Source organism: Shewanella pealeana ATCC 700345 (genome assembly GCF_000018285.1).
Lineage (GTDB): Bacteria > Pseudomonadota > Gammaproteobacteria > Enterobacterales > Shewanellaceae > Shewanella > Shewanella pealeana.
Window position 1 is genome coordinate 3,818,910 of record NC_009901.1, and the last position, 14,171, is coordinate 3,833,080.

Consider the following 14,171-nt stretch of genomic DNA (forward strand, 5'->3'; position numbering starts at 1 on the left):
TTGTAGTTGGAGAGAGTACAGGCGCGTTCAATGCAAAGAGAGCAATGGAATTCTAGGACAGGCTTTATTCTAGCGGCAGTTGGCTCGGCAATCGGCCTCGGCAATATTTGGCGCTTTCCCTATATGGCATATGAGAATGGAGGTGGTGCGTTTTTCATTCCTTATCTATTTGCCATGCTCACAGCAGGCATTCCATTTATGATCATGGAATTCAGTCTGGGCCATAAGTACCGCGGCGCAGCGCCAAAGATCTTCGCACAGCTCGGTAAATCACTTGGTTTTCGGCTGGAGTGGCTAGGCTGGTTTCAAGTGTTTATCGCCGCGGTCATTGCTATCTATTATGTCGCGATCATCGGCTGGGCCATCTCCTACTTTGTTTTCTCTATATCCCAGAGCTGGGGCACTGATACCAATGCCTTCTTCTTCAATGAATACCTACAACTAGGCGACAACTCGCCCACTAAGCTAGGCTCCATGCAATTCCATATTGCTATCCCCATGGCAATAGCTTGGAGTGTTACAACCCTTGCGGTATACAGTGGCGTAAAAGGCGGTATCGAGCGCGCCGGTAAAATCATGATGCCACTACTTTTCATCATGGTGCTGCTATTTATTGCCAGAATTGTGTTTCTCCCTGGCGCCTTAGAAGGACTCAACTACCTATTCAGGCCAGATTTCAGCATGATTTTAAATGCTAAAGTTTGGTCGGCGGCATACGGCCAGATTTTTTTCACCTTAAGTGTCGGCTTTGCCATCATGCTCGCTTACTCTAGCTACCTACCAGAGAAATCCGATATCAATAACAATGCCATTATGACGGTATTAATTAACTGTGGCTTCTCTATCTTAGGCGGTATTATGATCTTTTCCGTACTAGGCTACATGGCCCAGGAGCAAGCCAAGCCCATTACCGACGTGGTCACGTCGGGTGTAGGTCTGGCTTTTGTCACTATACCCGCGGCGATTAATTTGCTGCCAGCCCCCTATATCTTCGGGCCGCTATTCTTCTTGGCTTTAGTGGTTGCCGGGATCAGCTCACATATCTCCATTATTGAAGCAGTGGTCTCAGCGGTAATCGATAAACTGTCAATCTCACGAAAAAAGGCGGCGCTGCTGGTTTGTGGTACGGGCTTTGTTATCTCTATGGCGTTTTCGAGTAACGGCGGGCTATTACTACTCGATCTCGTCGATTACTTTATCAATAACATCGCCCTACTCTCTAGTTGCCTAATCGAGCTGATTATCCTCGCCTGGTTATTTAAGATTGCCGATATCCGTGACTATGCCAACCGCTGCAGTGAATTTAGTATCGGCAAGTGGATGGAGATCTGCCTACGCTTTATCGGCCCTATCATGCTCGCGATTATTCTAGTTAAAAATCTCATCAACACGTTGACCGACGGCTATGGCGACTACCCGATTGCAGATCAGCTATTTCTCGGCTGGGGACTGGTGGCGAGTATGCTGTTTGCCGCCATCTTTATCAGTGTCATCTCAGGTAATAATATTTCGAAGGAACCAAAGCTATGAGCACTGGTGCAATTATCATGATGGTATTAGCTTTGCTAATCACTTGGGGAGGGGCAGCCGTTTGCATCTCAATAGCGATGAAGGCTTCAAAAAAAGAGTGACTATAACAAGAGATAGGCTATACCTCTTGCCGTTACCACCATGGTCCCCTACACTGGTCAGCCCTATCTTCCCAACTCGCATAGACTAATATTGTTCGATGAGCCCTAACATACGCCCTGAATCCGAATATAGAGAAACCCCAGCTAAAACCCGACCTATACAGCAGTCTCTAAGAAGCTGTTTATTGCTCTACCTTGCTAGCTGCTGCTTTATTGTTTTCAGCGTACTCTTTCTAGATAGGCCTATTTCGACTTGGATGCATTTAAATAGTCATGCGAGTGATATCTTCAAACCTCTGAGCCAAATGCCGCTTCTGTTTGAATCTTTAACGGCGATCTTCATCCTTGGCTGCTTTAGCCCGAAATTCCGCCAAAATTATGCCCCCTTCGCACTGGCACTGACTTTCACTGTCATTAGTGCAACAATTGTAAGATTAGGAGCAAAGTTTATATTTGGCCGCACTTGGCCAGAAACCTGGCTCCACACAGAAGCGGGCAGCAATCCGTCATGGATCCATAATGGGGTCGAAGGGTTTCATCCCTTTACGATGGGCGCCGCCTATAATTCATTCCCTTCGGGGCATGCACTGTTCACTTTTGCATTAGTGAGTGTGTTCTGGTGGCGTTTTCCAAAGCTTTATTGGCTATGGATGCTGGCTATGCTTGGGGCTATAGCAGGCCAATTAGGCCAGAATTATCACTTCCTTGGCGACTTACTTGCTGGCGCGACCCTTGGGGTTTTATGTGCGCAGTTATCTATTGCTCTCTGCGAAAAACGCCTCAAACACAGAACGAAAAGTAAGTAATAACTAACCCCACATTACCAGTATCGCTGCAATTGCGATAAGAATTAGCCCTAACATATCTTTAATTTCCACCTTATTTTTAAGCCAGAACGTGGCAATAAGCAAGGTAAAGAACACCTCTACCTGGCCAAGTGTCTTAACATAGGGCACCGCCTGCAACGACATGGCACTAAACCAACCGATTGAACCCAGACAGCTTGTGACACTGGTGAGTAGAGTCAGCTTTGGCCTTTGCAGTAGACTATCGATGGTGTTTTTATCCACGACATAGGAGTATATCAATAGCACTGACGTCTGAATCGCAATGACAAACAGCAGCACCCAGGCAGCTCTGTGAGGAAATGGCAGATCGAGATTAAGGCTCGCCTCCCTAACCCAAAGAGACGTCAAGGCAAAAGCAGTACCACAAGCAAGCCCAAGCAATATCGTGGATAACGAAAGCTGCCTAAATCCCTGTTTGCTGCTCATCATAAATATGGCTATTACACCAATGAGCACGCCTAGCCAACCAAGTAATGATAAATGCGTTCCGAAAAACAACACCCCGAGAATCGCTGCGACTAAGGCCTCACTCTTAGCCAAGCCCGCCCCTACGGCAAAGTTCTTCATTTTAAAAAGCTTCACCATCAAAGCCGTGGCCAAGATCTGCATCGCCGCTGCACCAAGTACATAAGCTGTGAATTTAAGGGTGATAAACGGAAGTCCAACAGGCTGCCAAACATAGAGGCCTAACAGGTAGATAATCGCAATTGGGGTTGCCCACAGAAACCGAGCCAAGGTCACTCCGGCGATATTAACATCCTTACTTAGCTGACTTTGAAAGGCATTGCGCCATGCTTGCATTAATGCGGCTAAAAAGGTGAATAATATCCATGCCATATTGAGTGAGCGCCAAAAATCAAAACACTATTATGCCTGCCATAACGAGTTTAAGGGGGAATTAGTCTTAGATACTGACAATAACTCTTAGTGATACTGTGAAATAACGGCCAAAAAACCGCCGCAAAAAAAAGCCAAGTCATAGACTTGGCCTTCTCAGTGCTTTTCAACGGATGTTAAACGCTTACAAACCATAGGTATAACTTGCACCTAAGCCCAATGGGAAACCAAGAGCCCAGTAAGCCAACAACCAAACACTCCATATAGACATTAACGCTAAGCTAAACGGCAGCATCATAGAGATTAAGGTACCAATACCGATATTCTTCACATAGCGTTGACAGTAAACTACCACTAACGGAAAGTATGGCATCAGCGGCGTAATAATATTAGAGCTCGAATCACCTACGCGGTATGCCGCCTGAGATAGATCTGGACTGATATTAAGCTGCATCAACATAGGCACTAGAACTGGACCAATCAAAGCCCACTTAGCCGATGATGAGCCCACAAACAAGTTCACAAAGCCAACTAGGATAATCATACCCACTACGGTAATTTCAGCCGGTAAGTTTAAGGCTTTTAATCCACCAGCACCTTCAACTGCGATTAAAGCACCGAGGTTAGATGCCGAAAATGCTGCTACAAACTGAGCACAGAAAAATGCCATGACGATGTAATGAGACATGCCACTCATCGACTTAGACATCGCCTGTACAACATCCCCTGATGTTTTAAAGGCACCAGTCATGTAGCCATATACGAGGCCAGGTAACATAAAGAAGATAAAGATCAGCGGCACAATTGACTGCATCAAAGGTGCCTTAAAGCTCGTCAATGAACCGTTCGCATCACGCAGTGTTGAAGTCTCTGGCACAGTTAATGAGAAGAAAGCTGCAATTGCAACAACCATCACTAAGCTAGCAACGCGGAATGCTTTAATCTCAGACGGCTTCTCCTCTTCCATCGCCGGAAGATCCACCTCTTCGCGGTTAACCTTGTGAGTGCGGTTTAAGCGAGGCTCCAATACTTTATCTGTTAGATACCAGATAACTAACGTAATAGGGATACATGACGATGCCGCGAAGAACCAGTTGTTCAGTGGGTTGACTTCAATTGTCGGGTCAACAATTTGTGCCGCAGCTTGGGTAAAGCTTTGCAGTAATGGGTCAATTCCTGACGGGATAAAGTTGGCGCAAAAACCACCTGACACACCAGCAAACGCTGCGGCTATACCCGCTAGAGGATGGCGACCAACGGTAAAGAAGATCACGCCAGCAAGAGGAATAACCACCACATAACCCGCATCGGTTGCGGTGTGAGAGATAATACCGACCAAAACCACTGCCGGAGTTAAAAATTTAGCCGGGGTGATTTTTAACATGCGTTTTAGCGCAGTGTTAATAAAGCCTGAATGCTCAGCTACGCCCACACCTAGCATGGCCACCAACACCACACCTAAAGGAGCGAATGCCGTGAACGTCGTTACCATCGAGGTTAAGAACTTAGTTAGCGCTTCTGCGGTTAGTAGGTTATGAACCACAATTGGAGAGTTAGTCGTCGGGTCGATGGCCTCAAAGCTCACCCCCGATAGCAACGCTGATAGTGCCCATACGGCAAACATCAAAATTAAAAATAGCATTGCAGGATCCGGTAACTTATTGCCGACCCTTTCAATGCTGTCTAATGCTTTACCTAACATCCCTTGTGGCCCTTGTTCTCCAAGCGCCTGTTTATCTGCTTTCATCATTCAACCTATTTATGTTTTCCCACATTAAACTGACTATTATTACCAAACTGAGCGAATAGCACTGCTTAACGTCGAGTATTTTTTATAACCTACTAGAATAAATGCCCAATCTGTATTTAAACTTAAATTATATCGATGAAAAAAATAAAACCCTGCGCTAAGACAGGGTTTTATCTTTTATTACAACTAGCTAGAAGAATAAAATACTTCGAACTTACTTACTAGTATCAATAGGCTCAAACGACTTAACTAAATCGTCAATCGCCTTCATCTGGGTTAAGTAGTTCTCTAACTGGTGTAGTGGCAATGCACACGGGCCGTCACACTTAGCGTTATCAGGATCTGGGTGAGCCTCAATAAACAAGCCCGCTAAGCCAAGTGCCATACCACTACGGGCAAGCTCTGTCGCTTGAGCGCGGCGTCCACCAGCGCTGTCGCTACGTCCACCAGGACGTTGCAGAGCATGAGTCGCATCGAAGATCACCGGGTAACCCGTTTGCTTCATCTCATCCATACCTAGCATATCGACAACGAGGTTGTTGTAACCAAAGCTCGAACCACGTTCACACAGCATGATCTCATCGTTACCCGCTTCATTAAACTTAGTAATGATATGACGCATCTCATGTGGAGCTAAGAACTGCGGCTTTTTCACGTTAATAATGGCGCCTGTCTTTGCCATCGCCACAACAAGATCTGTTTGACGAGCAAGGAATGCAGGCAACTGAATCACATCAACGACTTCTGCAACTGGCGCACACTGGTGCACTTCGTGTACGTCAGTGATCAAAGGCAAGTTAAAAGTCGATTTAATCTCTTCAAAGATCTTCAAGCCTTCTTCCATGCCTGGGCCACGGTAAGAGTTAACTGATGAGCGGTTAGCCTTATCGAAAGAGGCCTTAAACACGTAAGGGATCCCTAACTTTTGGGTAACTTCAGCATAGGTTTCTGCAATTTGCATTGCCAAGTCACGTGACTCAAGTACGTTCATACCGCCAAATAATACAAAAGGCTTATCATTTGCGATCTCAATCGAACCTAAACTAATGATTTTATTGCTCATCAATCTCTTCTCTCTTCGTGAGCCAAGGCCGTTGCCTTGGCATTAATCAACTAAGTTTTTGCTGCGGCCTTAACTGGCGACAGCTTGTAAAATTTGGCCACAAATCCAAGCCATGTAAGTGCCTAAAGCATAGCCTAATACCGCCAGTAGCACACCAACTGGCGCAAGTGCTGGGTGGAATGCTGCGGCAACAACTGGCGCTGATGCTGCGCCGCCCACGTTAGCCTGGCTACCCACAGCCATATAGAACAATGGCGCTTTAATCAGTTTAGCCACTATCAGCATAAAGCTTGCGTGCACTATCATCCAAATAATACCGATAGCAAAGTACCAAAGGTTATCTGGATCTGCGAGCTTTGACACATCCATATGCAGACCAATAGTAGCGACTAGAATGTATAAGAATGCTGTAGCCACTTTTGATGCACCCGCCGCTTCAATATGACGTACTGGACTGAACGACATGGCTAAACCAATCGTTGTCACTGTTACAATTAACCAGAAAAACTTAGAGGTTAAACTGTAATCTCGAGTCCACGGGTAATTAGCTTCAAAAAACGGGCCTAAAAAGTCAGCTACGACATGCGCTAGGCCAGTAACACCAAAACCAATCGCTACAATCATCATCAAGTCACTCAAGCTTGGAATGCGCGCGTTTTCTGCGTGGTACTTTTCAACCTTATCTTTAAGCGCTTCAAGCGCTGTAGTATCTGCGCCCGTTCTTGCGTCTATCTGCTTGGCTTTTGATGCCATAAATAGCAGTACAGCCATCCAAATATTGGCTACGATGACGTCAACAGTCACCATGATTGAGAAAATATCACCGCCGACTTCATAAATTTCTTTCATTGCCGCTTGGTTAGCACCACCGCCAATCCAGCTACCGGCAAGAGTAGTCATGCCACGCCATACGGCATCAGGCCCAGCCCCTCCCAATACTTCGGGATTAATCGCTGAAACAATCAGCAACGCAATGGGGCCGCCAATAACGATACCCACGGTTCCGGTGAGGAACATGATAATCGCCTTAGGCCCCAAGGAAAGTATCGCTTTTAAATCAACACTCAGAATAAGTAACACTAAACACGCTGGCAGCAGGTAACGTGAGGCCACAAAATAAAGTTGCGATGTTTTACCGTCAATAATATCGAATGTGTTCAATAGTGATGGCAAGAAGTAACACATTAACAATGCTGGTACGAAGGTATAAAACTTCTTCCAAAATGCATTGCTACTATTACTGGTATAAAACACAAAGCCGAGCACGACCGCTAAAATACCTAACGCCGTAGCGTCATTAGTCACCAGCGCTGTGGTCACTGAATCCGTACTACTCATGAAGTCCATCCCCTTAATGTTGGCAATGCTTGCCTAATTATTATTCTTACAATTCAATTTATTGGTATTATTTTTACAGCTATTTTTATTTTATATCGACACTTTATTGCCATCGCTATGTGGCTGTGTCTTTTACTTAAATCTATTTTGAAACTGCACTATTAACACAAGCACTATCAACACAAAAGGGCCTTAAAGGCCCTATTGTGATACTTAATGGAAAGTTTCCACTTCCTCTTTAAGTTCTTTCAATTGCATCTTCACCAGCTCAATAACTGGATCATGTGGACTGTTTTCCACAAAATGAGTTAAATCGGCGGTAGCAACGCTAATACAACCTAACTGCTGGGCAATAAAGGCGCGCTCACGATTGAGATTTAGATCATCCTGATGCCATTGTAGTAACAAGTTACAGCACTCCATCGCAGGCTCGAAGTTATGCGCAACAATGCTGCCCGCTTTCATCTCATGCAGCATTCGAGAAATGATACGCTTGATGCTAGCTGGCTTTAAGTAGCTTGGCTTGAACTTAGCACTATTGCCTAGTTCACCACGCACGAAGACATGCAGTTGGTGCTTAGTCAGCTGCGCCCCTGTTAATGGGTCTATATAACGCACTTCATCGTCGATTCGGCTACAAAGTACTGTTTGTCCAGGTAATAGCAGCAAATCAAGTGTTAAGTCGAGTTGCTTAGCCAATAACATCAACACCGTTGCCAATGTTGTACTATTGCCTTGCTTCGATGTTAGGCATTTGCCTAAATCAGCCGCCTCAGCGCTGTAGTATGCTTCACGAGCACAAAAGCCTAAATCGTTATAGAACCACTTAAGCAGTCCGTTTAAACGTTCATGCCTATCAACGACATAAAAGCTCAACACAGAGCCTGCTAATTCTAGCCAGGCCCAGTTTGCATTCTTTTGCTTAGAAAAGCCCAAGTGCTCGGCAATTTCAAAAGCCGTGTCAGGAAGTTGTATTGATTCGTTTTGCGTTAAATCAGTCATTAACCGAGCAACACCCCTTGCTTAAGGATCGCAAGTTTAGCGGCATAAACAACCCAACCGATTGCACCAAAGGCTGCAAAGACTTTAAATAATGTATTACGATTTGCTTTTAGCACGATGGTAGCCAACACGATGTAAGCAACAACGGCACCCAACTTTTCAGTCATCCATGGATCAACAAAAGGATACTGTTTGATTGAGAAACATAAGATCAAACCAGATAACAGTAGGAAGGTATCGATAACGTGCGGCGCAATTTTAATTGCTTTCTTTTCTAATACGGGTGACTTGCGCATATGCAGTACGAAACGGACTAAGAAAAACAATACGCTAGTCGCAATAAGCGTCATGTGCATGTGCTTAAACGCTGGGTACAAACTGTAAAAAGTTTCCATGAATAAAGATCTGTTTGCCGATAAAGGCGGCTAGTGTACCCCATACCTGAATCCATAACCAATATCCGGCCATGGCAACTAGAAGAAGCGCACAAAGTTTAACCAAGACTAGTATTATCTCGACCCTAGGCCATTTTACCAAGCTCTAGGTTATGTGGGTAAATAGACACAATTCGCCTACCCTGCAACTGGCTGTAAATATTTTATGGTGAAACAGCTGACGTAATCGGGGCATAAAAAAAGGCATTCACGAGAATGCCTTTTTCTTCATCAATCGATAAACCTCTAACGAGGCCAACGACCTAATGTGCAGCGATCATTACTGCCAAAGTCTCGAACCGTGGCAACGTTTTCATAACCCAGCTCAATTAACTTCTCTCTTAACTCGATAGCTTGCTGATAACCGTGCTCGAGTAGCAAATAGCCACCTGGTGCTAAGTAATCACGAGCCGACTCTGCAATGTAAAACAGATCTGCAAAGCCCCTCTGTGGTGCAGTTAAGGCACTCGCTGGCTCAAATCTAACATCGCCTTGAGAAAGGTGTTCATCCTCTTCATCGATATAAGGCGGATTGGACACAATCAAATTAAAGTCATAGCACTCAACAGCATCAAACCAGTCGCTTTGAAACACATCAACCTGTTCGAGTTTCAAATTAGTACGATTTTCCTTGGCTAATGCCACAGCATCATCCACTTTATCGATCGCACAAACCTGCCATTCGCTACGCTCATGGGCCAATGACAAGGCGATAGCACCCGTGCCAGTGCCTAAATCGAGTACCTTAGCACTTTCAGCTAAAGGTAAATTCAGCGCTGTTTCAACCAAGATTTCTGTATCGGGGCGTGGGATCAGCGTTGTTGGATTCACTCTAAAAGGCAGTGACCAAAACTCTCTTTCACCAACGATATGCGCGATTGGATTACCACGCAAACGCTTGGCCAACATCTGTTTAAACTCAAAAACTTGCTCGGGTTCTAAGCTTCTATCAGGCCAAGTATATAAGTAGCTACGCTGTTTATTAATTACATGAAGCAACATGACCTCAGCATCCAGTGATGCTGAGTCTGAAATACTTTCAAGCTGAGAAGAGGCCCACTTAAGCGCCCCTGAGATAGTTAATTGCAAGGAATATCCTTATTCATCTGTAGCACAATGATAGTGTGAGAGAAGGCTTAGCCTTCACCCAGTGCTGCAAGCATATCCGCTTGGTTTTCTTGGATCAGTGGTTCTACAACACAATCGATGTCACCTTCCATAAATTCGCCTAAGCGGTACAGAGTTAAGTTAATTCTGTGCTCACTTACACGACCTTGTGGGAAGTTATAAGTACGAATACGTTCTGAACGATCACCTGATGACACCAAGTTACGGCGTGTACTTTCTTCAGCACTACGACGCTTCTCGTCTTCAACAGCTTGGATACGCGCGGCAAGCACGCTCATCGCTTGGGCACGGTTTTTATGCTGTGAACGCTGATCCTGACACTCTACAACGATACCTGTTGGAATATGGGTAATACGAATAGCTGAGTCAGTTTTGTTAACGTGCTGTCCACCAGCACCTGATGCGCGGAAAGTATCCACTTTCAAGTCGGCCTTGTTAATTTCAATCGCTTCTGCTTCTGGTACTTCAGGCAGTACAATCACAGTACAAGCTGAAGTATGTACGCGGCCTTGAGACTCGGTCTCAGGTACACGTTGTACACGGTGTCCGCCAGATTCAAATTTCAGCTTACCGTAAACACCTTCGCCACTGATTTTAGCGATCACTTCTTTAAAGCCGCCATGCTCACCTTCGTTGGTGTTCATAACTTCTATCTGCCAGCGCTTACTTTCGGCGTATCTGCTATACATGCGGAACAAATCACCCGCAAAAATAGCCGCTTCATCACCACCCGCGCCAGCGCGGATTTCGATAAAACAGTTATTGTCGTCATTCGGATCTTTTGGAAGCAATAAGATCTGCAACTCATCTTCAAGCGCTGCTATCGCCGACTTAGCGACTTTATATTCTTCCTGAGCCATCTCTTTAAGCTCTGGGTCATCCTCTTCCATCATCTCTTTAGCTGACTCGAGATCTTCCTCGGCTTGCTGAAAAGACTTAAAGGTACTGACTACATCCTCTAGTTGAGAATATTCTTTAGACAAGGCGCGGAAACGTTCCTGATCGGCAATAACGCCTGCATCACTCAGTAACGCCAACACTTCTTCATTACGTTCAAGTAAGCCTTCAAGCTTACGAATCACACTGTCCTTCATTAAAACGCTAACCTTAGTCTTTATCTAGTCCAAGCAAAGCTCTTAATTGTCCAAGGGAATTCAAGTCCCCTTGTCGACTCGCAGCGGTAAGCGCTTGTGTCGGCGCATGGATCAGTTTATTGGTAAGCTTATTAGCTAGTTCTAGTAAGACCTGCTCACTATTACCACCTTGGGCCAATTTGTTGACCGCTCGCTCTACCAGCTCATCTTTAATCGCCATACTTTTTGTGCGATATTCACGGATACTGTCTACCGACTCTAGCGAGCGGATCCATTCCATAAATTGATAAGCTTGATCTTCTGCAATTAATTCTGCTTGCTCGGCGGCTTCTCTTCGAGATGCCATATTCTGTTCAATAATGCTTTGCAGGTCATCTACGGTATAGAGGAATGCATCATCTAAATCCGCGACTTCAGCCTCGATATCTCGAGGAACTGCTATATCAACCAATAACATAGGTTGATGACGACGCTGCTTAAGCGCTTTTTCTACCATGCCTTTACCAAGAATTGGTAATGGGCTAGCCGTAGAGGATATCACGATATCGGCCTTAGGGAGAAAATCTGGGATCTGTTCGAGTGTAATTGCTGTCGCGCCGAACTCTTCACACATGGCTTCTGCACGTGAAATCGTTCGGTTGGCAACAACCATGGTTGTAACGCCATTGTCTTTTAAGTGACGCGCGACCAGCTCAATTGTCTCACCGGCACCGACCAATAATACCTGAGTCGTACTGATTGATGAGAAAATATGTTTTGCCATACTCACTGCTGCAAAGGCTACCGATACGGCCGCTGCACCAATTTCAGTCTCGGTTCGAATTTTTTTGGCGACTGAAAAGGTATTCTGAAACATACGATCCATTGTCGCAGCAACGGTACCCGCTTCTTTTGCTTTCACAAAAGATTGCTTCACTTGACCTAAAATTTGCGGTTCACCCAAAATCAGTGAATCGAGACCAGCAGATACACGCATTAAATGTTTAACCGCTTCTTGACCTTTATATTGGTACAAGCAGGGTTCAACATCTTCATGAGATAGTTGATGATAATCTTCCAGCCAAGCAACTACGTCAGCAGCTTCACAGTTATTACAGTAAAGTTCTGTACGGTTACAGGTGGAAATGATGACGGCTTCGCCCGACTGAGTGCTAGCAGCTAGACTCTTCATGGCATCATGAATTTTATCAGGACCGAATGCGACTTTTTCTCGCAGGTCGACCGTCGCCGTTTTATGGTTAATTCCGATTGCTACAAGGCTCATTTGACTCGTTCTGGACTCTTGGGCATCTCATTTATTGGTGCCATTCTACTGAATTGGTTTTGTTAAAAACAGAATACGCTTAACAAAACCGAATAATAATCTATGTTCTTACCCATTTTTTCAATTAGCATCACTTTTTTAACTATTCATATATAGTTATGTCACGCATTCACGACATTGAGCATTGTATAAATGGTTATTTTTGCATATGGGCATTGGTAAATCATCCAACCCCTCGTATCATAAGGGCTCTTTCATATCAGTAATAGATGAATAATTTGAGACGCATCACAAAAAACACTTATCTCTGGGTGATACTGGGCACTCTTTTAGTTAGCGGTTGCTCAACTACCATACCAGACAACCTAGTTCCCGTCTCTGTTAACAAAGTACAACAGGCTGACGCATGGGAAATGCAAGGTAAGCTTGCGGTGAGAACGCCCCAAGATAAATTCAGTACTAATCTGTATTGGTTACATAGCCCTGATCATGATGAATTGAAGCTAACCACTATGCTTGGAACAACAGTGCTATCACTGTCGAGTCGAGCTGGAGAAGCCACACTAGAAGTCGATGGCAAAACCTACAAGGATAGCGACCCCCAGCGATTACTCACCCGAGTATCAGGTTGGTCCATACCTATTAAGTCACTGCCACTTTGGATCACAGGCCAACTAACAGTTGGCGACAAACTGCTAGCCAAAGATGCTCAGGGTCGTCCGGCTAAACTGGTTAATGCCGAACAACAGCCTCCCTGGGAAGTCGAATTTAACAGCTGGCAAACTCAAAGCGGTGCAGAAGTGCCAAGATTACTTAACCTGCAGCGTGGTGAGATTCGCCTAAAATTACAGCTGAGTCAGTGGCAAGCTTTAGCACCACAAAGCCAAACGCTTTTCCAACAGACGTCACCAACTGAGAACTCTTTATGACAGCGTCACTTTCATTAGGCTGGCCGGCTCCGGCTAAACTAAACCTATTTCTACATATCAACGCTCAGCGTCATGACGGCTATCACGAACTGCAAACTCTGTTTCAGTTTATCGAACATTGTGACTATCTAGACTTCAAAGTGTTAGATACGCCAAAGCTGAAATTACATTCGAATATGTCATCAGCTGTTGCCGACAGCGATAACTTAATTCTCAAAGCCGCAAAATCGCTGCAACAACGAACAGATTGTCAGCTAGGGGCTGAAATTTGGCTAGATAAACGCCTTCCTATGGGCGGCGGTCTCGGCGGCGGTTCCTCCGACGCAGCCACCACGCTAGTCGCACTTAATCAACTATGGGAAACAGGATTGTCGCTACGAGAGCTCGGTGAAATAGGCTTAAAGCTTGGCGCAGATGTTCCTGTTTTTATTAATGGTTTTTCAGCATTTGCCGAAGGTGTAGGCGAAAAATTGCAAAACGTTGAGCCCGCCGAGCCTTGGTATCTGGTGTTGACTCCCCAAGTACATGTTTCTACGGCTGAAGTCTTTCAAGACCCAGACCTACCTCGAAACACGCCAAAGTTAAGTCTCGAGTCATTGATGAACAGCCCATGGCAAAATGACTGCCAAACATTAGTCGCAAAACGCTACCCTCAAGTTGCCAAAACCTTAGCGTGGCTGCTAGAATATGCGCCGTCCAGAATGACCGGAACAGGAGCATGTGTTTTTGGTCAATTCGAACAGGAGCAAGAAGCTAAAGATGTATTGGCGAAGTTGCCTGCATCGATACAAGGCTTTGTTGCGAAAGGGGCAAATATATCACCGTTGATGCTGAGATTAGCTCAGTGTTAACC

At 45.1% G+C, this 14,171-nt stretch carries 14 protein-coding genes; 5 read left to right on the forward strand and 9 right to left on the reverse strand.

Annotated features, from left to right (window positions below):
* The first annotated feature begins 30 nt into the window (after window positions 1–30).
* The 3 genes from SPEA_RS16405 to SPEA_RS16410 all read left to right on the forward strand — a co-directional run bounded on the left by SPEA_RS16405 (window position 31) and on the right by SPEA_RS16410 (window position 2,437).
* Entirely contained in the window at window positions 31–1,530 is a 1,500-nt protein-coding gene (locus SPEA_RS16405) for a sodium-dependent transporter (protein WP_012156335.1), read from the forward strand.
* 20 nt (window positions 1,531–1,550) lie between these two features.
* On the forward strand, window positions 1,551–1,631 hold the full coding sequence (locus SPEA_RS22825) for a MetS family NSS transporter small subunit (protein ID WP_263053350.1): 81 nt from the start codon (window positions 1,551–1,553) through the stop codon (window positions 1,629–1,631).
* Between the two features lie 257 nt (window positions 1,632–1,888).
* The gene (locus tag SPEA_RS16410; protein ID WP_223296515.1) at window positions 1,889–2,437 is read left to right on the forward strand and encodes a phosphatase PAP2 family protein; all 549 of its coding nucleotides are present in this window, start codon (window positions 1,889–1,891) and stop codon (window positions 2,435–2,437) included.
* A gap of 3 nt (window positions 2,438–2,440) precedes the next feature.
* On the opposite strand, the gene SPEA_RS16415 is transcribed toward SPEA_RS16410, so the two are convergent.
* The 9 genes from SPEA_RS16415 to hemA all read right to left on the reverse strand — a co-directional run bounded on the left by SPEA_RS16415 (window position 2,441) and on the right by hemA (window position 12,389).
* Window positions 2,441–3,316, reverse strand: coding sequence for an EamA family transporter (locus tag SPEA_RS16415; RefSeq protein WP_012156337.1), 876 nt, complete (start codon window positions 3,314–3,316; stop codon window positions 2,441–2,443).
* 184 nt (window positions 3,317–3,500) lie between these two features.
* Window positions 3,501–5,063 (reverse strand): AbgT family transporter, encoded by a 1,563-nt coding sequence (locus SPEA_RS16420; protein ID WP_012156338.1) that lies wholly within the window; start codon window positions 5,061–5,063, stop codon window positions 3,501–3,503.
* Window positions 5,064–5,280: 217 nt separating this feature from the next.
* On the reverse strand, window positions 5,281–6,129 hold the full coding sequence (kdsA, locus tag SPEA_RS16425; protein ID WP_012156339.1) for a 3-deoxy-8-phosphooctulonate synthase: 849 nt from the start codon (window positions 6,127–6,129) through the stop codon (window positions 5,281–5,283).
* A 69-nt stretch (window positions 6,130–6,198) separates the two neighbouring features.
* The gene (locus SPEA_RS16430; RefSeq protein ID WP_012156340.1) at window positions 6,199–7,467 is read right to left on the reverse strand and encodes a DUF819 family protein; all 1,269 of its coding nucleotides are present in this window, start codon (window positions 7,465–7,467) and stop codon (window positions 6,199–6,201) included.
* Window positions 7,468–7,680: 213 nt separating this feature from the next.
* Complete coding sequence (locus tag SPEA_RS16435; protein ID WP_012156341.1) at window positions 7,681–8,469, reverse strand: transglutaminase family protein; 789 nt, start codon at window positions 8,467–8,469, stop codon at window positions 7,681–7,683.
* The gene (locus SPEA_RS16440; RefSeq protein ID WP_012156342.1) at window positions 8,469–8,864 is read right to left on the reverse strand and encodes a SirB2 family protein; all 396 of its coding nucleotides are present in this window, start codon (window positions 8,862–8,864) and stop codon (window positions 8,469–8,471) included. Before SPEA_RS16440 ends, SPEA_RS16435 begins: the two co-directional genes overlap by 1 nt.
* Window positions 8,865–9,149: 285 nt before the next feature.
* On the reverse strand, window positions 9,150–9,992 hold the full coding sequence (prmC, locus tag SPEA_RS16445; RefSeq protein ID WP_012156343.1) for a peptide chain release factor N(5)-glutamine methyltransferase: 843 nt from the start codon (window positions 9,990–9,992) through the stop codon (window positions 9,150–9,152).
* A 47-nt stretch (window positions 9,993–10,039) separates the two neighbouring features.
* A complete protein-coding gene (prfA, locus tag SPEA_RS16450) occupies window positions 10,040–11,125 on the reverse strand; it encodes a peptide chain release factor 1 (protein WP_012156344.1) in 1,086 nt (361 codons plus the stop codon).
* A gap of 13 nt (window positions 11,126–11,138) precedes the next feature.
* Window positions 11,139–12,389 carry a glutamyl-tRNA reductase gene (gene hemA, locus SPEA_RS16455; protein ID WP_012156345.1) on the reverse strand — a complete coding sequence of 417 codons (1,251 nt, stop codon included), beginning with the start codon at window positions 12,387–12,389 and terminating at the stop codon, window positions 11,139–11,141.
* Window positions 12,390–12,658: 269 nt separating this feature from the next.
* On the opposite strand from hemA, the gene lolB reads away from it, so the two are divergent.
* Window positions 12,659–13,318 (forward strand): lipoprotein insertase outer membrane protein LolB, encoded by a 660-nt coding sequence (gene lolB / locus SPEA_RS16460; RefSeq protein ID WP_012156346.1) that lies wholly within the window; start codon window positions 12,659–12,661, stop codon window positions 13,316–13,318.
* Window positions 13,315–14,169, forward strand: coding sequence for a 4-(cytidine 5'-diphospho)-2-C-methyl-D-erythritol kinase (ispE, locus tag SPEA_RS16465; RefSeq protein ID WP_012156347.1), 855 nt, complete (start codon window positions 13,315–13,317; stop codon window positions 14,167–14,169). The genes lolB and ispE overlap by 4 nt, the downstream gene beginning before the upstream one ends.
* The last annotated feature ends 2 nt before the right edge of the window (window positions 14,170–14,171 follow it).

What these genes read in the sequence shown, in the direction of transcription:
- SPEA_RS16405 (WP_012156335.1), top strand. Translation starts at nt 31, where the DNA reads ATGCAAAGAGAGCAATGGAATTCTAGGACAGGCTTTATTCTAGCGGCA.
- SPEA_RS22825 (WP_263053350.1), top strand. Translation starts at nt 1,551, where the DNA reads ATGGTATTAGCTTTGCTAATCACTTGGGGAGGGGCAGCCGTTTGCATC.
- SPEA_RS16410 (WP_223296515.1), top strand. Translation starts at nt 1,889, where the DNA reads ATGCATTTAAATAGTCATGCGAGTGATATCTTCAAACCTCTGAGCCAA.
- SPEA_RS16415 (WP_012156337.1), bottom strand. Translation starts at nt 3,316, where the DNA reads ATGGCATGGATATTATTCACCTTTTTAGCCGCATTAATGCAAGCATGG.
- SPEA_RS16420 (WP_012156338.1), bottom strand. Translation starts at nt 5,063, where the DNA reads ATGAAAGCAGATAAACAGGCGCTTGGAGAACAAGGGCCACAAGGGATG.
- kdsA (WP_012156339.1), bottom strand. Translation starts at nt 6,129, where the DNA reads ATGAGCAATAAAATCATTAGTTTAGGTTCGATTGAGATCGCAAATGAT.
- SPEA_RS16430 (WP_012156340.1), bottom strand. Translation starts at nt 7,467, where the DNA reads ATGAGTAGTACGGATTCAGTGACCACAGCGCTGGTGACTAATGACGCT.
- SPEA_RS16435 (WP_012156341.1), bottom strand. Translation starts at nt 8,469, where the DNA reads ATGACTGATTTAACGCAAAACGAATCAATACAACTTCCTGACACGGCT.
- SPEA_RS16440 (WP_012156342.1), bottom strand. Translation starts at nt 8,864, where the DNA reads ATGGAAACTTTTTACAGTTTGTACCCAGCGTTTAAGCACATGCACATG.
- prfA (WP_012156344.1), bottom strand. Translation starts at nt 11,125, where the DNA reads ATGAAGGACAGTGTGATTCGTAAGCTTGAAGGCTTACTTGAACGTAAT.
- hemA (WP_012156345.1), bottom strand. Translation starts at nt 12,389, where the DNA reads ATGAGCCTTGTAGCAATCGGAATTAACCATAAAACGGCGACGGTCGAC.
- lolB (WP_012156346.1), top strand. Translation starts at nt 12,659, where the DNA reads ATGAATAATTTGAGACGCATCACAAAAAACACTTATCTCTGGGTGATA.
- ispE (WP_012156347.1), top strand. Translation starts at nt 13,315, where the DNA reads ATGACAGCGTCACTTTCATTAGGCTGGCCGGCTCCGGCTAAACTAAAC.